This is a genomic window from Rickettsia endosymbiont of Cantharis rufa (assembly GCF_964026445.1).
Lineage (GTDB): Bacteria > Pseudomonadota > Alphaproteobacteria > Rickettsiales > Rickettsiaceae > Rickettsia.
The window spans coordinates 398,678-414,908 of the sequence record NZ_OZ032150.1; the positions used below are offsets into that span (position 1 = coordinate 398,678).

Below are 16,231 nucleotides of genomic sequence, written 5' to 3' on the forward strand. Positions count from 1 at the left end.
TTAGTATGGCACGCTCAATATGGAAAGGGCCTTTTGTAGACGGTTATTTAATAAAGAAAGTTCAAAAATTAATGGAATCAGGTAGATCTGAAATGGTTAAAACTTGGTCTAGAAGATCAACAATTTTACCTATTTTTGTTGGATTTACCTTTTCTGTTCATAATGGAAATAAATTTATTCCGGTTTCTGTAAATGAAGAAATGGTTGGAAGAAAATTAGGTGAATTTGCCCCTACTAGAACATTTCACGGCCATGGAGCAGATAAAAAAGTTAAAAGAAAGTAAAGATTTATTATGGTACAGGAAAATAAAAATTTTGCTACGGCAAAAGCTAAATCTATTAGAGTAAGTCCAAGGAAGCTAAATCTAGTTGCGGCATTTATTAGAAATATGAAAGTATCTGAAGCATTGGTACAATTAACTTTTTCCCCTAAAAGAATTGCAAAAGTTGTAAAAGATTGCTTACAATCTGCTGTTGCGAATGCCGAAAATAATTTAGGTTTAGATATAGATAGGTTAGTTATTACTAAAGCGACGGTAGGTAAGGCTTTAGTGATGAAAAGAGTTATGCCTAGAGCAAAAGGAAGGGCAGCTAGAATAAATAAGTTTTTTAGTAATCTTTATATAACTGTTACAGAAAAAGAGGATAATTAAAATGGGGCAGAAAGTTTGTGCGCATGGTTTTAGAGTCGGGCCGACTTTAATTAAAGGTTGGGATTCCGTATTGTATGCAGAAAAACATTATAAAACTCTTTTTATACAAGATTTAAAAATTAGAGATTTAATAAATAAGGGTTTTAGTCAAGCTCAAATTAGCAGAGTTTTGATTGAACGCCCCTCTAATAAAAGTATTATAATTAATATTAATGCCAAAAAACCAAATATAATTATTGGTAGAAATGGTAGTGAAATTGATAAGCTAAAAAAAGCTATCGAGAAAATGACTTCTTTAAAAGAAGTTTATATAAATATTCATGAAGTTAGAAAGTTTAATATAGATGCTGCTATAGTAGCTCAAACTATAGCACTACAGCTTGAAAAAAGAGTTTCTTTTAGAAAGGCCATGAAAACAGCAATTCAGGCTTCATTTAAACAAGGTGGACAAGGTATAAGAGTTAGTTGTTCAGGGCGACTTGGAGGTGCTGAAATTGCTAGAACCGAGTGGTATATAGAAGGAAGAATGCCATTACATACTTTAAGAGCTGATATTGATTATTCAACAGCTGAGGCTATAACGACTTATGGAGTTATAGGGGTTAAAGTGTGGATTTATAAAGGTGAATATACAGAAAATAAAAGATATAATTAACTTTAAGTATTAAAATGTTAGCTCCGAAAAAACAAAAATTTAGAAAAGCTCATAAAGGTAGAGTTGCTTCAAAAGCAAAAGCAGGTACGGCGCTTGCTTTTGGATCATTTGGTCTAAAATCTATAGACGGTTGGCGTGTTACTGCAAGACAAATAGAAGCAGGAAGAAAAGCGGCTACTAGATGTATGAAAAGGCAAGGAAGATTATGGATTCGCATTTTTCCGGATGTTCCAGTTTCTAAAAAGCCTGCCGAAGTAAGAATGGGTAAGGGTAAAGGTTCTCCTGAATTTTTTGCAGTTAGAGTTTCGCCTGGAAGAATTATGTTTGAAATTGAAGGGGTAGAAGAAAATATTGCCCTTAGAGCTTTAGAACTTGCAAGTGCAAAATTACCTGTTAGAACAAGGATAGTGAGACGTTATGAATGATTTGAAATTATTAAGAAGTAAGTTATCTACTGAAACGATAGAAGAGCTTTATAAAAACCTTGGTCTTTTAAAGAAAGAATTATTTAATTTAAGATTTCAACAAGCTTTAGGTGAGTTAAAAAATACTAGTAGATTTTCGTTAGTCAAAAAGTCTATAGCATGTATTAAAACTGAATTAACAAAAAGATCTAATAGTGAGGAATATTAAAATGCCGAAAAGAGTGTTACAAGGCGTGGTTATAAGTTCAAAAACTGATAAGACGGTTACAGTAAAAGTAGAAAGAAAGTTTAAGCATCCTATTTACAAAAAATTCGTGAAAGTATCTAAAAAATATGCTGCTCATGATTCAGAAAACAGATATCAAGAAGGAGATAAAGTTAGTATAATTGAAAGTCGTCCTATCTCAAAAACCAAAACATGGATAGTGGTAAATGGAGAATAAAGTTTTTAATCTTTGACTTTATAAGGTAGATTGTTTATTTTATCTCTCATGTATTAAAAATTGGAAGTAGTTTATGATTCAAATGCAGAGCATCCTGGAAGTTGCAGATAATTCCGGTGCTAAAAAAGTTATGTGTATTAAAGTTTTAGGTGGCTCTCACCATATGGTGGCAAAGCTGGGTGATGTTATAGTTGTATCTGTTAAAGAAGCTATACCCGGTGGTAAGGTTAAAAAGGGTGATGTTTATAAAGGCGTGATCGTTCGTACAAAGACCGGAGTAGTAAGACCTGACGGTAGTACAATAAAATTTGATAAAAACGCATTAGTGCTTTTGAATAAACAAGATGAACCTATCGGCACTAGAGTTTTTGGTCCTGTTACAAGAGAACTTAGAGCGAAAAAATATGTTAGAATAATGTCGCTTGCAGAGGAAGTGTTATAAATGATTAAATTAAAAGTAAAAAAAGGTGATGAAGTTGTCGTTATTACCGGAAAGCACAAAGGAAAAAAAGGCAAAATATTAAAAGTTTTTTCTGAGGACAGTAAAGTAATTGTTTCCGGAGTAAATTTAGTAAAAAAACATACTAAGCCTAATCAAATGAGTGAAGGCGGGATAATAACTAAAGAATTACCTATACATATCTCAAATATTGCACATATCGATCCAAAAACCGGTAGCCCTACCAAAGTAGCTTTTAAATTCTTAGAGGACGGTTCTAAGGTTAGATTAGCAAAGAAATCAGGGGAAATTATTGGTAAGGAAGGTAAATAATGCTAAGATTTAAAGAATTATATCAACAAAAAATTATTGAAAACTTACAAAAAGAATTTTCTTATAAAAATAAACACGAAATACCTCAAATTAAGAAAATTGTTATAAATATGGGAGTAGGGGAAGCAATAGCCGATTCCAAAGTAATTAATAATGCAGTAACTGATATTACATTGATTTCCGGTCAGAAGCCGGTCGTAACGTTAGCAAGAAAATCTATTGCAACCTTTAAGTTACGCGAAAATATGAAAATAGGCTGTAAGGTTACATTACGTAAAGATAGAATGTATGATTTTTTAGAAAGGCTAGTAATTGTTGCGTTACCTCGTGTTAAGGAATTTCGCGGTTTTTCTTATAAAAGTTTTGATGGTAAAGGAAATTTTACTTTTGGATTAAAAGAGCAGATAGTCTTTCCTGAAATTAATTACGATAAAATAGATACAATAAGGGGTATGGATGTTACAATCGTTACATCTGCTAAAACGGACAAAGAAAGTAAGTTTTTGTTATCAGGGTTTAATTTACCTTTTTATAATTAATTTTTAGGATATATATAATGGCAAAAGTAAGTTCAATAAAAAAGAACGAAAGTAGGAAAAAAAAATCACAAAGCTTGCATAATAAACGTTTAGCACTAAAAAGTAAAATTTACGATAAAAATATTTCACTAGAAGAGCGTTTTTCTTTAGTAATGTCGCTCGCACAATTACCTAGAAATTCATCATCTACTAGAATAAGAAATAGATGCGAGCTTACAGGTAGACCAAGAGGTGTTACAAGAAAATTTGGTATATCTAGGAATAAGCTTAGGGAATTAATAGGAAGAGGCTTAGTTCCCGGTGTAGTTAAGTCAAGTTGGTAAAAGTCGATAGGTAAATATATGTCAATGACGGATAATGTAGCAGATATGTTAACTAGAATTAGAAATGCTTATAAAAGTAAATTGATAAATGTTTCTTTTCCTAGTTCTAAAATTAAAACTTCAATTTTAGATGTTTTGCAAAAAGAAGGTTATATAAAAAATTATGTAACTACTCAGAAAAATAATATTAGTTATACTGAGGTAGCTTTAAAATACTCTGCTAATGGTGATGCTTCTATATGCGAAATTCATAAAGTATCAAAGCCTGGAAAGAGAGTATACTCTGCTATTAAAGATTTGAAAGGATATTATAATAATATGGGTATATATATTCTTTCCACTTCTTACGGTGTTATGTCTGATAGAGAGGCTCATATTAAAAATGTCGGCGGCGAAGTAATTTGTAAAGTATTTTAAGGTAAAAATAATGTCACGCGTTGGAAAATTACCGATTACTATACCTGAAGGTGTAAAAGTTGGTTTAAACGATTTAGAAGTAAAAATATCTGGACCTAAAGGCGAGCTATCAAAAAATTTTAAAGGTAATATAGCAATTTCATTGGCAGAAAATAAGCTTTTAGTAAAACCTTTAGCCGCAAATAAAAATGCACGTGCTATGTGGGGTACTGCAAGAAGCATAATATCTAATATGGTTACCGGCGTTAAAGAAGGGTTTAAACTTAAACTTGAAATTAACGGAGTCGGTTATAGGGCAATGGTAAAAGGTAGATATCTAAATTTAATGCTTGCTAAAAGTCATAACACAAAAATTGAAATACCCTCAGATATTAAAATAGATGTGCCTAAGCAGAATATTATTATTCTTGAGGGAACAGATAAAGAAAAGCTAGGACAATTTGCTTCAATTATTATAAAACAGAGACCACCTGAGCCTTATAAAGGAAAAGGAATTAAATTTGAAAATCAATTTATACCGCGTAAAGAAGGGAAGAAAAATTAAATTTAAGAGTTAAATATGCGTAGTGCTAAGCTAAAATTTGAAAAAAGAAGAAGTAGAATAAGACATAAAATATCTAAAACATCTGATAGAGTTAGATTATCAATATTTAAGTCAGGTAGAAATATATATGCACAAATCATTGATGATTCTAAGTCTATAACGATTGCTTCCGCTTCAACTTTAGATGAGAAAATAAAAAAATTAAAAAAATCTCATTGTAATATTGAAAATGCTATAAAAGTAGGTGAAGAAATAGCAAAAAAAGCTGATTTTGCAGGGATAAAAGAAGTGGTATTTGATAGAGGCGGTTATAAATATCACGGCGTTATAAAAGCTCTCGCTGATGCAGTTAGAAAGAAAATAAAATTTTAGGTTATATAGGTTGTAGTAATAATGTCTAAAGTTAAAAAAAATGAAGAGACTTTAAGCGAAGTTCTAGTCGACGTAAATAGAGTTACGAAAGTAGTAAAAGGCGGCAGAAGGTTTACTTTTTCTGCTTATGTGGTTGTCGGCGACAAAGCAGGTAGAGTTGGAGCAGGACACGGGAAAGCTAAAGAAGTAAACGAAGCCCGAGGAAAAGCAAAGCATGCTGCTAAAAAAAGAATGATGAAAGTCCCATTATATCAAAATCGAACTATTCATCATGATGTTGTAGGTAAAAGTGGTGCCGCTAAAGTGATTTTAAGAAAGGCTAAAGCGGGTACAGGTGTTATAGCAGGTGGTTCCATGAGAGCAATTTTTGATTCTTTAGGTGTTCATGATATTGTTGCTAAATCAATAGGCTCAACTAATGTTTATGCAATGATTTCTGCAACATTTGATGCATTAAATAAACTTGCGTCACCAAAATCTATTGCTATGAGAAGAGATAAAAAAGTAAATGAAATATCTGTAAAATCTTCTGATATCCAAGTTAATGAATAATATTACAGAGTAAGGTGAAGTGATGAATAATAAGATCAGTAATATAAAAATTACTCAAGTTAAAAGTGCTATAGGTTGTAAGTATGATCAAAGATCGACGTTAGTTGGTCTTGGTTTAAACAAAATTAATAAGACTGTTACTCTTGAAAATACTAATTCAATCAAAGGAATGGTTGAAAAAGTAAAGCATTTGTTAAAAATAGAAAATATGTAGTTAGAGTTTTTAAATGAAATTAAATGAATTATATAATAATATAGGTGCTAAAAAAAATAAGAAAAGAATAGCGCGTGGTATTGGTAGCGGTAAAGGAAAAACCGGCGGTAGAGGAGTTAAAGGTCAAAAATCTAGATCAGGTGTTGCAATAAAAGGTTTTGAAGGTGGTCAAACGCCTATGATAAAAAGACTACCTAAAAGAGGATTTAATTGTATCTCAACTAAAAAATACAACATAATAAATATTTATAATATTGAAGAAGCATTAGCCAATGGGTATTTAAATGCCGCTGATACCATTACTAAGGAAAAATTGATAGAAGCTGGAGTAATTAATAATAAAAATAATAAGAAGTTAGTGAAATTATTATCTATTTGTAGTGATGATTTTGCTTCTCCTATATCAATAAAATTAGATGCGTATTCTTCTAAAGCTAAGGATTTAATCGAGAAAGCAGGCGGAAAATTATTATAATATATGGGGCAAAATTTTTCTAAAAAATCCAGTAATGATTTAGTCAGTCGCATCGTTTTTACTATTCTCATTCTTATAGTATGTAGATTTGGATCTTTTATACCTATACCTGGTATAGATTCAATTGCTTTAAGTAGTGTGGCTGAAAAGAATCAATCCGGAATACTTGGAATGTTTAATATGCTATCCGGAGGATCGCTAGGTAGAATGTCTATTTTTGCTTTAGCAATTATGCCGTATATTACTGCTTCAATTATTATCCAATTAATATCAGTTGCATATAAACCTTTGGAAAATTTAAAAAAAGAAGGGGAAGTCGGTAAAAGAAAAGTAAACCAGTTATCGAGATATTTAACAGTTTTGCTTGCTTCTTTTCAGGCTTACGGTGTTGCTCTAAGTTTAGAATCAATTGTAACAAATACCGGTCCTGTAGTAATTTTAGTAGGTTTCTTCTTTAGAATTACAACCGTAATTACTTTGGTTGTAGGCACTATGCTATTAATGTGGTTAGGAGAACAAATTACACAACGCGGAATAGGTAACGGTACATCTTTAATTATATTTATAGGTATAATTTCTGGAGTACCTAGTGCTGTTATTAACATGTTTGAATTATCAAGAAAAGGAGTATTGTCGCCTTTAATAGCGGTAGCTGCTTGTATTGGAGTAGTTGTATTAATAGCTATAATTATATTCTTTGAAAAAGCCCAAAGGAAATTATTGGTGCAGTATCCTAAAAGACAAGTAGGAAATAAAATTTATGGGGGAGAAGCGACGCATATGCCTCTTAAATTAAATACTTCAGGTGTAATACCCCCAATATTTGCTAGTTCAATTTTACTATTTCCTGCTACGCTTGCTAATTTTTCTAATAGTAATTCAGAAGCTATGAGGATGCTTACTTATTATTTAGGGCATGGAAAACCCGTATATATTTTATTGTATGTAGCATTAATTATGTTTTTTAGTTTTTTCTATACTGCAATAGTATTTAATTCTGAAGAAACTGCTAATAATTTAAGAAAATACGGTGCTTATATTCCTGGTAAAAGACCTGGGAAAAATACATCTGATTATTTTGATTATATACTTACAAGGCTTACGGTTATAGGCGGGATATATTTGAGTGTAATATGTGTAATTCCGGAGCTATTAATGAATAAGTATGTAATCCCTCTTTCTTTAGGGGGTACAAGTTTTTTAATTGTAGTGAACGTGGTACTTGATACTATGACTCAGATTCAAACTTACTTATTTAGTAGTAAGTATGAAGGTTTAATGAAGAAAGTAAAATTAAAAAATTAAAATGAGCTTAAGTAGTGATAGTAATTTTTTTAGGTCCTCCAGGAGCCGGAAAGGGAACGCAAGGGAAAAAGATAGCTAAAAAAATTAATTTACCACATATAGCAATCGGTGATATATTTAGAACAATTATTAAAACATCAACTAGTAAAGCAGAGTTAATTAATAACTATGTTAAGCAAGGAGAGCTTATCCCTAATGAAATAGTTAATTGTGTAATCAAAAATTTTTTATTATCCTCTGAATATAAAAATGGTTATATATTAGATGGATATCCACGTAATTTAGAGCAAGCGAAATTCTTTGAATCATTTATTACAGAGGAAATTAAAATAATATATTTTGATGTTTCGGATGATTTGTTAATTAAAAGAGTTTTAGGGAGATATAGTTGTAAAAATTGTGGAAAAATATATAATAGTTACTTCTTGCAGCCTAAAACTGATAATGTATGTGATGTTTGCGTTTCAAGTACATTTGATTATAGAAAAGACGATACTGAAGAAGTAATAAAAAAAAGAATTAAAGTATATAAAACAGAAACATATCCGTTAATAGATTATTATAAAAATAGTGGTGATTTTTATATAGTTAATGGAAGTAAAAATGAACAAGAAATAGAAATTGACATACAGAAAATATTAAAAATAAATTGACTTTATTAAAGATTTTTATATTATTTTCTAGTTACTAGTAAAATTTGGAGACTATTTGTGGCAAGAATTGCAAGTGTTAATATTCCCGATAATAAACGTTTAGTTGTGAGTTTAACTTACATTTACGGTCTTGGACCTACTACGGCATCAGAGATCTGTAATAAAGCAAAAATATTGAAGGATAAAAAAGTTAAAGAACTTACGGATCAAGAGCTAATAAGCTTACGTAATATTATTGAAAGTGAATATAAAGTTGAGGGTAATTTAAGACGAGAAGTTACACTTAATATTAAGAAGAAAAAAGATATAAGATGTTATCAAGGGCTGAGACATATACGTAAATTACCCGTGAGAGGACAGAATACCCATTCTAATGCTCGAACTAGAAAAGGTAAAGCTATTGCGATAGCCGGAAAGAAAAAAGCTGTAAAATAATAGTTTAAGTATAGAGTATAAATAATGAATCAGACGGTTAAAGTTAAGAAAAAGAAAAAAACTATCACTCTTGGTGTTGTGCATATCCGAGCATCGTTTAATAATACTATAGTAACATTTACTGATATTCAAGGTAATGCTATCTCTTCTGCATCTGCAGGAGGTAATGGGTTTAAAGGAGCAAGAAAAGCAACGCCTTATGCAGCTCAAGTAACAATTGATAGAGCATCAGAAAAAGCAAAAGAATATGGTCTAAAAACTATTTCTATTAGAATTGGAGGACCTGGAGCTCAGCGTGAGTCGGCAATGAGAGCTTTATTTGGACAAAATTTTGTGGTTACATCAATTTTAGATGTATCATCAATTGCTCATAATGGAGTAAGACCGCCAAAAAGAAGAAGAGTATAAGAGAATCATAGGTATTAAATGTTATCGTTAAGTAAAAATTGGAATACTTTAATAAAGCCGAATAAAGTCGCTTATGAAAACTTTCCAGAAACCAATAATAAAGCTAAAATTGTAGTTGAACCTTTAGAAAGAGGTTTTGGTTTAACACTCGGTAATGCTATGAGAAGAGTATTACTTTCTTCTTTACAAGGAGCAGCCATCACTTCTATAAAAATCCCTGGTATAGAACATGAATTTTCTTCTATACCAGGTGTTAAAGAAGATGTATCGGAAGTGATTTTAAACATTAAAGGTATTGAAGTAAAAATGCATGTTGCGGAAAAACGCATCATCAAGTTAAAAGCAACAGGACCTTGTGTTATAACAGCGGGTATGATTGAAACAGGGCATGATGTAGAAATACTAAATCCGGATCATGTAATTTGTAATCTAGCTAAGAACAAGCAGCTTGAAATAGAATTAACTTGTAAGGTTGGTAAAGGATACATACTTAGTACAAATAGTTATGAGGATAACTTACCTATTGGTGAAATAGCTATAGATGCTTTATTTAATCCGGTAAAGAGTGTTACTTATAAGGTAGAAAATACTAGAGTAGGTCAGGTTACCGACTATGATAAATTAATTATGTTTGTAGAAACTAATGGTGATTTATTACCTGAGATGGCTGTAGGCTTAGCTGCACGTATCTTACAAGAGCAATTACAATTGTTTATTTCTTTTGAAGAACAGGAAGAGGATAAGCAGGTTAAAACTGATGCTTTACCGTTTTCACCTTATTTACTTAAGAGAGTTGATGAATTGGAATTATCGGTTAGGTCAGCAAATTGTTTGAAAAATGATAATATAATATATATAGGGGATCTAGTAAAAAGAACGGAATCCGATATGCTGAGAACCCCAAATTTCGGTAGAAAATCTTTAAATGAGATTAAAGAAATACTGTCAAAATTTAATTTAAGATTTGGTATGGATGTACCGGATTGGCCTCCAGAAAATATTCAAGAATTATCTAAACGTTATGAAGATTCTTATAATTAAGGACTAATAAAAATGCGACATAAAATTAAAGGCAGAAAGTTAAATGTAACAAGTAGTCATAGGCAAGCAATGCTCGCTAATATGGCTGTAGCACTTGTGACTCATGAACAAATTAAAACTACTCTACCAAAAGCTAAGGAATTAAGACCTTACATTGAAATTTTAGTTACTAAAGCTAAAAAAGCTAATCTAACGGTAAGAAGAAGCGTTTTATCAAAAATAAAAGATAAAAAAGTAGTAGAAAAGCTTATAAATATTTTAGGTGCTAGATATAAAGATAGACCTGGCGGTTATACTAGAATAATAAAGGCTGGATTCCGTTATGGTGATTTAGCACCGATAGCATATATTGAATTTGTAGATAGAGATGTTAATGCTAAAGGGAATATACAGCAAGATACTAATGAAGATATTAAAAATTAAATATAAAGGACTCAGTGATGGCTAATCATTCTTCAGCAAAAAAAGCTGCTAGACAAACGGTAAAAAGAACTCTATTCAATAAAAAAAGAACTAGTACAATAAAAACTTTTATAAAGAAAGTTGTACATGAAATCAGTCTTGGTAATAAGGAAAATGCTAACTTAGCTTTATCTGTTGCTCAATCTAAGATAATGCAAGGTGTGAAAAAAAATATAATTAAATTAAATACCGCCTCAAGAAAAATCAGTAGATTATCAAGACAAATAAAAAGTATAAATGAAAGTAAATAAAACTTTATAGGTAATTTAAAAGCAAAAACTAATACAATTTTGCTATATTATTTATAGCTACTTCCTATTAATTATAAATAATGTTATTTTACTAATTAATAAAAAATATGGGCGATTAGCTCAGTTGGTAGAGTATCTCGTTTACACCGAGAGTGTCGGCGGTTCGAGTCCGTCATCGCCCACCAACCGCAAGTTTTTAGTATTTCAGCAAAAACATCAAACAATGAATGAAGCTTAAACTCAAGCTTCCCAGTCTTAAATGTTACAATAGTTAAACCTATCAAGGAAAACAATACCTTTGTAAAATGGCATTCCTAACTAAGTATAGATTAATTTATCATTGTGAGAAAATTAGAAAGTAATTAACGAAGCAATCTAGTAAAAAAATACTAAATTAATTTCTCTCCACACCTCCTATATTGCCATGCTCCGAGCAAATGCTCGCAATAATGATTCAATAACGGGTAACAATGCCATATTGTAGTCACAAGCCACGGTATGACGCATTTTCGTAGTGGCATCTATACCTAAAATTATATATAGTTTTTTGAGCTAATTAGCTTTATCTATCGCTAATAGTAAATTACTTGATTAAAAAATTGTAGAAATCAGAGTTTGAATAGGTTTTCCTTCCTCGATTTCAAAATAAATATTATTACTTATTGCTGTTATTCTTACTAGTTTTTCAACTTGCAGAAGAAAAATCAGTAAAGTATAAATTATGCAGAAAGTAAAAGCTAAAACAGCTAATAAAGTAAAATGATAGTTGCTAAAATATAAAATAACCAAAAGTTATTAATATATTTAAAATTAAAAAGCTATTTGCTATTACAATTTTTAATTTTCACTATAATTGTAACCAACTAACTATTAACAATAAATGAAGAAATAACTTTTATGGAAGATTTAGGCTCTTGGCAAGAAAAGTTTGAAATTTGTGTTTACTCTAAAAAACTATTAGATAAAGTTGAATATTTAAACACTAAAGTAAAAAACCCAGTCGATATAGAAGAAGTTAAAAAGGGTATTTATTACGCCCGTAAATACCATAGCTTACAAATGCGTCAGTCAGGTGATCCTCATTACTCTCATCCGATTGAAGTGGCTATTACGCTTGCTTAGTTTGTAGCAAACGACGTTGTCAACAGCGGTCGAAAAATGATACATAATTTTAATATATACTGTTTGAAAATTGATACAGTATAATAAGAAATCATTTGATATTTAAGTCATAAGATTATCCTCCTGTTTATTAATCACCTCTATTGATACAAGACCAGCTTTCTTTTTATTTCTAAGTCTGAAACTATCCCCTTTAATATTGAGTATCGTGGAATGATGGAGCAGACGATCTAAGATAGCAGCTGTAGGAGCACTATCCTGAGCAAGATTATTGTGCCATTGTCCAAATGGAAGATTACTTGTAAGAATTATACTATCTTTCTCATAACGCTTTGCTATAACCTGAAATAATGGATTAGCTTGTTCCTGTTTTAATGGCAGATACCCAAATTCGTCTACTATGAGTAATTTGTATGGAAGGATGACTTTTTTAAGTATAGCGCCTAGATTTCCCTGATTTAGTCCTGCATTAAGTACGAGCATTAAATCCGCAGCTGTTATAAATTTAGTCTTGATTCCACATTGCGGTCGCACCTCCATTTTACAGATGTGGATATTAAAAGGCTATACGTTCAATAAGAGTTCCGATGACTTTATCATGAATATCCAATGACTTGGAAAAACAAATTGTTTTACGTGTCAGTCTTTTGCATCTTGTTCTAAGATTTAAGTTACCCCGTTCTATCCGTTGAGTATATTTTTTACTAACAATGTGTTTTTTGGGATCTAATAACCTAGCATAACTTCCCTATCCATCTGTAAAGTAAAAAGTAACCTTAAAATCCTCCAGTTTTTTTCAGTAATGATTCTGATGTGCTATCACATCTTGTACCAAAAGTATAAGCAACTACTTTTAACAAAATCTTATCCAAAGAATATCAAAGCCATCTTTGTTTGGATTTATTCTGTACATAAGGCCATTGTTCATCTATTTCAGGAGCAATAATTACTTCTATCGTATTGATAGAATGATTTATCTTTTTTAACGCTAGATTTTTTTAAAACACGGATAACCGTATTGATACCCACTTTTAATACTCTTACTGTATCCCTAACTCCAGAGCCATTGATTGACATATCTACTATCTGAGTCTTGACTCCAGGCTTAGAGGCATTATTAATATATTACAGTTAAAAATATCGATTACACTGCTTGCATTGATATCTCTGTTGTTTTGAAATTGAATATCCCGCCTTTACTACTTTTTCTGTGTCGTTACAATATCTACACTTAACATCTATTCTTGATCTACACTTAACATCTATTCTTGCCATAACTCCTTAACTATAATTCTCTCTTATTACTGTTTGAGGATTATAGACTATTCATGCTAAGCTGCAATACGGGGGGCGCGACCATAATGCTTTATTAATGGCAATATGGCAACGTAAACCAGCAAAAGGGCTTATTTGGCATACTGATAGAGGTAGTCAATATTGTTCTGATAGTCATTTAAAAATTATAAAACAACATGGTATCAAACAGAGTATGGGTCGTAAAGGAAATTGCTTGGATAATGCTGTTGCTGAAAGTTTCTTTCATACTATAAAAACAGAATTAATGTATCAATATAAATTTAAAACTAAGGAGGAAGCAAAATATGCCATATTTGAATATATAGAGGTATTTTATAACCGTATCAGAATGTATTCTGCTAACGATTATTTATCACCAGTAAGATATGAAGAGATACAAAATTGCACTTAAACAACTGTCCGGAAAAGTGTTTACAGATTAATAGGTAATTATTAAAATTTGTTAACAATTATCTAGAATTAAATTACTTAAAATGCAAATTTAAGGTAAATCTTTATCATGAATTAGTGTTAGACACTGTTAACAGTGTCTAACAAAGCAAAGAGAGATAAATAATAACTTAAACTAACTAAAAGTTATTGTGTTATTAAAAAATTCATATATGTATTAAAATACAAAGTTACTTATTAATTATTATGTCAAATACATCTAAGTTAGAAAATAACTATAATAAATTGTTACAAGATATTATGTTTAAAACATTAGAGCAGAATAAAGCTATAAAAACCTATTTAATAAAAGAAGATTTTAGTAGCGCTTTAAGTGAACTGCAAAAAATAAACGAAAAGCTTGAAGAATATCATAAGGTTTTTTCTCTACTTGAAATAATTAAAACCGAACTCTCTGAAGGAGATAAAGTATATAACTAATTTATATAAAAGTTGAAAGCCGTTCTTCATTTTCTATATTTAATATTTTATACTGAATAGCGAATTATGCAATAACTCGCTATTCGCATTCAATAATAATTTCCTGCTTCAACTTCTAGCTTTTTAAAATGTGATATACCGAGGCTATACCCCGTAATGATAGGAATTACTATCATGAGTAACCCTAAATTATTAAAACGCTCTGTTAAATAAACAAACCCAAAAGAACTAATTACGTACATAGCAGCTCTTGAAGAAGCATATATAAAGCTAGCATAGGTAAACCGTTTAAAAACCGGAAAACTTTTGTAAAATATCAGGATTGCTGGAAATTCACTTGGAGAAAAAGTAACTACAATTAGTTAATTAAGAAAATTTGCCAACCTTGGGTTATATTATCTAATATTAATGGACTAAATAAAATAAAAGCTAAAAATATCATTAATTGTGTTTTTAAAATTTTTAGCGGATGAAATTTATAGCATAAACATGTAAGCACCAGTGCTACAAAAACTTCACTATAGAAACAATGAAATTTTGATGTATTACTGCCTCAGTGGTATAATGTAACGAATCTTTAAGTATATTACTACAATGAACATAAGCAAAATAAAACCATACAGGTTGTGCTAGTTGTATTAAAAAATAATAGATGGCAGTTTTCTTATTAACTTTTTCTTGTCATACAGGATTATTTTTTATTTTTGCTACATCAATTATATTACTATCTTTTATTGTGTCGTGTATTCTACGTTTAGCATCAACGAAATCCGGTGTTTCACGTAAAGTAGTTCTAGCGGCACTACCTATTAATGCAATTCCTGCGCCTATTCAAAATGCGATACGCCAATTAAAACTGTAAGATGTAACTAAAGTTGCTACGCCAGGAGCTACCGTTAATCCTAAACTAACACACACTTCTACAAATGCTACGGCAGAAAAACGCTTAGGAACTACGACAGATTCCGTTAAATATAATTCCGCTCCTACTCTTTCTCCCATAGATGATATACCTTGTACTATACGACATATAGTTACTATCCAAGCAGCACTATCCCCTACTTGGGCATAAGTAGGAAGATTAGCCATAACGATGCAAGAAAATGACATTAAAATAGTTGTAATAATGACTGTGGATTTCCGACCTATATTATCTCCTATCCAACCAAATAATAGAGCTCCTAAGGGTCTAAAAATAAAAGTAGAGCAAAAAGAAAAAGCTACAAGAAGTCGATACACAATTTTTCTAAAAAGTTAATTTATAGAAAGATTATATTGAGAAGATTTAAAGTCAAGAAAAAAGTTACAATATTTTACGATTATAATTACTTAAAACTTCTTTGACTAATGAAGTGGTTATTTTTCTTTTAGAAGTTAAGGCAAATTGATTTATATTCTCTAATATTTCTATGATTTTAGCATATTCTCTAGGTAAATTTACTAAAAGAAAATCTATTATCTGCCTAGATATTGTTACCGAAGAAATAGAAAAATGCTTAAATATTAGAGTTTTGATTAACTCATCATCAGGGGAGTTTAATACTATACTAAGTACCGATTTGATACGTGAAGATAAATCAGGCAATGCAAAATTTTCATTTTTATTAAGCGATGTAAGCAAAAGATATTTTTGTTTTTCGTTAATAATATTGAATATATGAAGTAATGCCGACTCTTGCCAGTTTTCAATATCTTCAATGATAAAAGCATTACATCTCTCTAAAATTTTTTCATTAAAAAAAATATCTTTAATAATATAGGCATTGCTTAAATTTTGCCATATTTTGGTTAAATAAGTTTTGCCTGAAGAAGAAGGTCCTTTGATTAATAAAGTGAATTTATAAGGATTAACGCCAAAGCCGTGCTGCCAATTTTGTATAATATTATAAGCTTGATAGTTAGAACTAGAAACAATAAATTCATCAAGATGATATTTATTAGGAATGGTAAACCGAAATATATATTGCCGCACTGTTATAAGAA

Annotated in this window: 29 protein-coding genes, 1 tRNA gene and 2 pseudogenes; 27 read left to right on the top strand and 5 right to left on the bottom strand. The window is 30.5% G+C overall.

From position 1 onward, the window contains the following. The first annotated feature begins 5 nt into the window (after window positions 1-5). From rpsS to AAGD46_RS02280, 25 genes and pseudogenes are all read left to right on the top strand, one after another. Window positions 6-284 (top strand): 30S ribosomal protein S19, encoded by a 279-nt coding sequence (gene rpsS, locus AAGD46_RS02160; RefSeq protein WP_341787582.1) that lies wholly within the window; start codon window positions 6-8, stop codon window positions 282-284. 9 nt (window positions 285-293) lie between these two features. Beyond that, window positions 294-653, top strand: coding sequence for a 50S ribosomal protein L22 (gene rplV / locus AAGD46_RS02165; RefSeq protein WP_341787583.1), 360 nt, complete (start codon window positions 294-296; stop codon window positions 651-653). A 1-nt stretch (window position 654) separates the two neighbouring features. After that, window positions 655-1,308, top strand: coding sequence for a 30S ribosomal protein S3 (rpsC, locus tag AAGD46_RS02170; protein WP_341787584.1), 654 nt, complete (start codon window positions 655-657; stop codon window positions 1,306-1,308). A gap of 14 nt (window positions 1,309-1,322) precedes the next feature. Continuing rightward, window positions 1,323-1,733: a 50S ribosomal protein L16 gene (gene rplP, locus AAGD46_RS02175; protein ID WP_341787585.1), complete on the top strand. Its 411-nt coding sequence runs from the start codon at window positions 1,323-1,325 to the stop codon at window positions 1,731-1,733. Further along, window positions 1,726-1,941, top strand: coding sequence for a 50S ribosomal protein L29 (gene rpmC / locus AAGD46_RS02180; protein WP_341787586.1), 216 nt, complete (start codon window positions 1,726-1,728; stop codon window positions 1,939-1,941). Before rplP ends, rpmC begins: the two co-directional genes overlap by 8 nt. 1 nt (window position 1,942) lies before the next feature. Then, the gene (gene rpsQ / locus AAGD46_RS02185; RefSeq protein WP_341787587.1) at window positions 1,943-2,176 is read left to right on the top strand and encodes a 30S ribosomal protein S17; all 234 of its coding nucleotides are present in this window, start codon (window positions 1,943-1,945) and stop codon (window positions 2,174-2,176) included. A 73-nt stretch (window positions 2,177-2,249) separates the two neighbouring features. Next, window positions 2,250-2,618 carry a 50S ribosomal protein L14 gene (gene rplN, locus AAGD46_RS02190; RefSeq protein ID WP_008580952.1) on the top strand — a complete coding sequence of 123 codons (369 nt, stop codon included), beginning with the start codon at window positions 2,250-2,252 and terminating at the stop codon, window positions 2,616-2,618. Continuing rightward, the gene (rplX, locus tag AAGD46_RS02195) at window positions 2,619-2,948 is read left to right on the top strand and encodes a 50S ribosomal protein L24 (protein WP_341787588.1); all 330 of its coding nucleotides are present in this window, start codon (window positions 2,619-2,621) and stop codon (window positions 2,946-2,948) included. After that, window positions 2,948-3,487: a 50S ribosomal protein L5 gene (gene rplE / locus AAGD46_RS02200; protein ID WP_341787589.1), complete on the top strand. Its 540-nt coding sequence runs from the start codon at window positions 2,948-2,950 to the stop codon at window positions 3,485-3,487. Before rplX ends, rplE begins: the two co-directional genes overlap by 1 nt. A gap of 17 nt (window positions 3,488-3,504) precedes the next feature. Further along, entirely contained in the window at window positions 3,505-3,810 is a 306-nt protein-coding gene (rpsN, locus tag AAGD46_RS02205; protein ID WP_008580947.1) for a 30S ribosomal protein S14, read from the top strand. A gap of 18 nt (window positions 3,811-3,828) precedes the next feature. Continuing rightward, a complete protein-coding gene (gene rpsH / locus AAGD46_RS02210) occupies window positions 3,829-4,227 on the top strand; it encodes a 30S ribosomal protein S8 (protein ID WP_341787590.1) in 399 nt (132 codons plus the stop codon). Between the two features lie 10 nt (window positions 4,228-4,237). Beyond that, on the top strand, window positions 4,238-4,771 hold the full coding sequence (gene rplF / locus AAGD46_RS02215) for a 50S ribosomal protein L6 (protein ID WP_341787591.1): 534 nt from the start codon (window positions 4,238-4,240) through the stop codon (window positions 4,769-4,771). Window positions 4,772-4,786: 15 nt separating this feature from the next. Then, the gene (gene rplR, locus AAGD46_RS02220; RefSeq protein ID WP_341787592.1) at window positions 4,787-5,143 is read left to right on the top strand and encodes a 50S ribosomal protein L18; all 357 of its coding nucleotides are present in this window, start codon (window positions 4,787-4,789) and stop codon (window positions 5,141-5,143) included. Window positions 5,144-5,164: 21 nt separating this feature from the next. Further along, on the top strand, window positions 5,165-5,695 hold the full coding sequence (gene rpsE / locus AAGD46_RS02225; RefSeq protein ID WP_341787593.1) for a 30S ribosomal protein S5: 531 nt from the start codon (window positions 5,165-5,167) through the stop codon (window positions 5,693-5,695). A 22-nt stretch (window positions 5,696-5,717) separates the two neighbouring features. Continuing rightward, window positions 5,718-5,909, top strand: coding sequence for a 50S ribosomal protein L30 (gene rpmD, locus AAGD46_RS02230; RefSeq protein WP_341787594.1), 192 nt, complete (start codon window positions 5,718-5,720; stop codon window positions 5,907-5,909). 13 nt (window positions 5,910-5,922) lie between these two features. Next, complete coding sequence (gene rplO, locus AAGD46_RS02235; RefSeq protein WP_341787595.1) at window positions 5,923-6,384, top strand: 50S ribosomal protein L15; 462 nt, start codon at window positions 5,923-5,925, stop codon at window positions 6,382-6,384. Window positions 6,385-6,387: 3 nt separating this feature from the next. Continuing rightward, entirely contained in the window at window positions 6,388-7,689 is a 1,302-nt protein-coding gene (gene secY / locus AAGD46_RS02240; RefSeq protein WP_341787596.1) for a preprotein translocase subunit SecY, read from the top strand. 14 nt (window positions 7,690-7,703) lie between these two features. Further along, the gene (locus AAGD46_RS02245; protein WP_341787597.1) at window positions 7,704-8,342 is read left to right on the top strand and encodes an adenylate kinase; all 639 of its coding nucleotides are present in this window, start codon (window positions 7,704-7,706) and stop codon (window positions 8,340-8,342) included. A gap of 57 nt (window positions 8,343-8,399) precedes the next feature. Beyond that, entirely contained in the window at window positions 8,400-8,777 is a 378-nt protein-coding gene (gene rpsM / locus AAGD46_RS02250) for a 30S ribosomal protein S13 (RefSeq protein ID WP_341787598.1), read from the top strand. A 24-nt stretch (window positions 8,778-8,801) separates the two neighbouring features. Further along, complete coding sequence (gene rpsK / locus AAGD46_RS02255) at window positions 8,802-9,185, top strand: 30S ribosomal protein S11 (RefSeq protein ID WP_341787599.1); 384 nt, start codon at window positions 8,802-8,804, stop codon at window positions 9,183-9,185. A gap of 18 nt (window positions 9,186-9,203) precedes the next feature. Continuing rightward, window positions 9,204-10,226 carry a DNA-directed RNA polymerase subunit alpha gene (locus AAGD46_RS02260; RefSeq protein ID WP_341787600.1) on the top strand — a complete coding sequence of 341 codons (1,023 nt, stop codon included), beginning with the start codon at window positions 9,204-9,206 and terminating at the stop codon, window positions 10,224-10,226. A 12-nt stretch (window positions 10,227-10,238) separates the two neighbouring features. Next, window positions 10,239-10,649 (top strand): 50S ribosomal protein L17, encoded by a 411-nt coding sequence (gene rplQ / locus AAGD46_RS02265; protein ID WP_341787601.1) that lies wholly within the window; start codon window positions 10,239-10,241, stop codon window positions 10,647-10,649. A 17-nt stretch (window positions 10,650-10,666) separates the two neighbouring features. Next, complete coding sequence (gene rpsT, locus AAGD46_RS02270) at window positions 10,667-10,939, top strand: 30S ribosomal protein S20 (protein WP_341787602.1); 273 nt, start codon at window positions 10,667-10,669, stop codon at window positions 10,937-10,939. Window positions 10,940-11,048: 109 nt separating this feature from the next. Beyond that, a tRNA-Val gene (locus AAGD46_RS02275) sits at window positions 11,049-11,124 on the top strand. Window positions 11,125-11,836: 712 nt separating this feature from the next. Continuing rightward, a pseudogene (locus AAGD46_RS02280) lies at window positions 11,837-12,058 on the top strand (guanosine polyphosphate pyrophosphohydrolase); the annotation flags it as partial. A 105-nt stretch (window positions 12,059-12,163) separates the two neighbouring features. Here the strand turns inward: AAGD46_RS02280 and AAGD46_RS02285 are convergent. Continuing rightward, complete coding sequence (locus AAGD46_RS02285) at window positions 12,164-12,544, bottom strand: ATP-binding protein (RefSeq protein ID WP_341787874.1); 381 nt, start codon at window positions 12,542-12,544, stop codon at window positions 12,164-12,166. A 73-nt stretch (window positions 12,545-12,617) separates the two neighbouring features. Continuing rightward, a pseudogene (locus AAGD46_RS02290) lies at window positions 12,618-13,336 on the bottom strand (IS1 family transposase). 97 nt (window positions 13,337-13,433) lie between these two features. Here AAGD46_RS02290 and AAGD46_RS02295 point away from each other — a divergent pair. Continuing rightward, the gene (locus tag AAGD46_RS02295; protein ID WP_341787603.1) at window positions 13,434-13,769 is read left to right on the top strand and encodes an IS3 family transposase; all 336 of its coding nucleotides are present in this window, start codon (window positions 13,434-13,436) and stop codon (window positions 13,767-13,769) included. A gap of 245 nt (window positions 13,770-14,014) precedes the next feature. Continuing rightward, window positions 14,015-14,248 carry a hypothetical protein gene (locus tag AAGD46_RS02300; protein WP_341787604.1) on the top strand — a complete coding sequence of 78 codons (234 nt, stop codon included), beginning with the start codon at window positions 14,015-14,017 and terminating at the stop codon, window positions 14,246-14,248. An 89-nt stretch (window positions 14,249-14,337) separates the two neighbouring features. Here the strand turns inward: AAGD46_RS02300 and AAGD46_RS02305 are convergent, their stop codons facing one another. From AAGD46_RS02305 to AAGD46_RS02315, 3 genes are all read right to left on the bottom strand, one after another. Continuing rightward, window positions 14,338-14,490, bottom strand: coding sequence for a proline/betaine transporter (locus AAGD46_RS02305; protein WP_341787605.1), 153 nt, complete (start codon window positions 14,488-14,490; stop codon window positions 14,338-14,340). A gap of 589 nt (window positions 14,491-15,079) precedes the next feature. Continuing rightward, window positions 15,080-15,487, bottom strand: coding sequence for an MFS transporter (locus AAGD46_RS02310; protein WP_341787606.1), 408 nt, complete (start codon window positions 15,485-15,487; stop codon window positions 15,080-15,082). A gap of 64 nt (window positions 15,488-15,551) precedes the next feature. After that, on the bottom strand, window positions 15,552-16,220 hold the full coding sequence (locus tag AAGD46_RS02315) for an HdaA/DnaA family protein (RefSeq protein WP_341787607.1): 669 nt from the start codon (window positions 16,218-16,220) through the stop codon (window positions 15,552-15,554). Window positions 16,221-16,231 lie beyond the last annotated feature (11 nt).

Excerpts from the sequence above, each read along its gene's own strand:
- rpsT (WP_341787602.1), top strand. The coding sequence starts at position 10,667 with ATGGCTAATCATTCTTCAGCAAAAAAAGCTGCTAGACAAACGGTAAAA.
- AAGD46_RS02305 (WP_341787605.1), bottom strand. The coding sequence starts at position 14,490 with ATGTACGTAATTAGTTCTTTTGGGTTTGTTTATTTAACAGAGCGTTTT.
- rpsK (WP_341787599.1), top strand. The coding sequence starts at position 8,802 with ATGAATCAGACGGTTAAAGTTAAGAAAAAGAAAAAAACTATCACTCTT.
- rplF (WP_341787591.1), top strand. The coding sequence starts at position 4,238 with ATGTCACGCGTTGGAAAATTACCGATTACTATACCTGAAGGTGTAAAA.
- rpsS (WP_341787582.1), top strand. The coding sequence starts at position 6 with ATGGCACGCTCAATATGGAAAGGGCCTTTTGTAGACGGTTATTTAATA.
- rpsQ (WP_341787587.1), top strand. The coding sequence starts at position 1,943 with ATGCCGAAAAGAGTGTTACAAGGCGTGGTTATAAGTTCAAAAACTGAT.
- rplQ (WP_341787601.1), top strand. The coding sequence starts at position 10,239 with ATGCGACATAAAATTAAAGGCAGAAAGTTAAATGTAACAAGTAGTCAT.
- rplR (WP_341787592.1), top strand. The coding sequence starts at position 4,787 with ATGCGTAGTGCTAAGCTAAAATTTGAAAAAAGAAGAAGTAGAATAAGA.
- AAGD46_RS02300 (WP_341787604.1), top strand. The coding sequence starts at position 14,015 with ATGTCAAATACATCTAAGTTAGAAAATAACTATAATAAATTGTTACAA.
- AAGD46_RS02285 (WP_341787874.1), bottom strand. The coding sequence starts at position 12,544 with ATGCTCGTACTTAATGCAGGACTAAATCAGGGAAATCTAGGCGCTATA.
- rpsE (WP_341787593.1), top strand. The coding sequence starts at position 5,165 with ATGTCTAAAGTTAAAAAAAATGAAGAGACTTTAAGCGAAGTTCTAGTC.
- rplV (WP_341787583.1), top strand. The coding sequence starts at position 294 with ATGGTACAGGAAAATAAAAATTTTGCTACGGCAAAAGCTAAATCTATT.
- AAGD46_RS02260 (WP_341787600.1), top strand. The coding sequence starts at position 9,204 with ATGTTATCGTTAAGTAAAAATTGGAATACTTTAATAAAGCCGAATAAA.
- rplX (WP_341787588.1), top strand. The coding sequence starts at position 2,619 with ATGATTAAATTAAAAGTAAAAAAAGGTGATGAAGTTGTCGTTATTACC.
- rpsH (WP_341787590.1), top strand. The coding sequence starts at position 3,829 with ATGTCAATGACGGATAATGTAGCAGATATGTTAACTAGAATTAGAAAT.
- rplE (WP_341787589.1), top strand. The coding sequence starts at position 2,948 with ATGCTAAGATTTAAAGAATTATATCAACAAAAAATTATTGAAAACTTA.
- rplO (WP_341787595.1), top strand. The coding sequence starts at position 5,923 with ATGAAATTAAATGAATTATATAATAATATAGGTGCTAAAAAAAATAAG.
- rpmD (WP_341787594.1), top strand. The coding sequence starts at position 5,718 with ATGAATAATAAGATCAGTAATATAAAAATTACTCAAGTTAAAAGTGCT.
- secY (WP_341787596.1), top strand. The coding sequence starts at position 6,388 with ATGGGGCAAAATTTTTCTAAAAAATCCAGTAATGATTTAGTCAGTCGC.
- rplN (WP_008580952.1), top strand. The coding sequence starts at position 2,250 with ATGATTCAAATGCAGAGCATCCTGGAAGTTGCAGATAATTCCGGTGCT.
- rpsC (WP_341787584.1), top strand. The coding sequence starts at position 655 with ATGGGGCAGAAAGTTTGTGCGCATGGTTTTAGAGTCGGGCCGACTTTA.
- AAGD46_RS02295 (WP_341787603.1), top strand. The coding sequence starts at position 13,434 with ATGGCAATATGGCAACGTAAACCAGCAAAAGGGCTTATTTGGCATACT.
- rplP (WP_341787585.1), top strand. The coding sequence starts at position 1,323 with ATGTTAGCTCCGAAAAAACAAAAATTTAGAAAAGCTCATAAAGGTAGA.
- rpsN (WP_008580947.1), top strand. The coding sequence starts at position 3,505 with ATGGCAAAAGTAAGTTCAATAAAAAAGAACGAAAGTAGGAAAAAAAAA.
- rpmC (WP_341787586.1), top strand. The coding sequence starts at position 1,726 with ATGAATGATTTGAAATTATTAAGAAGTAAGTTATCTACTGAAACGATA.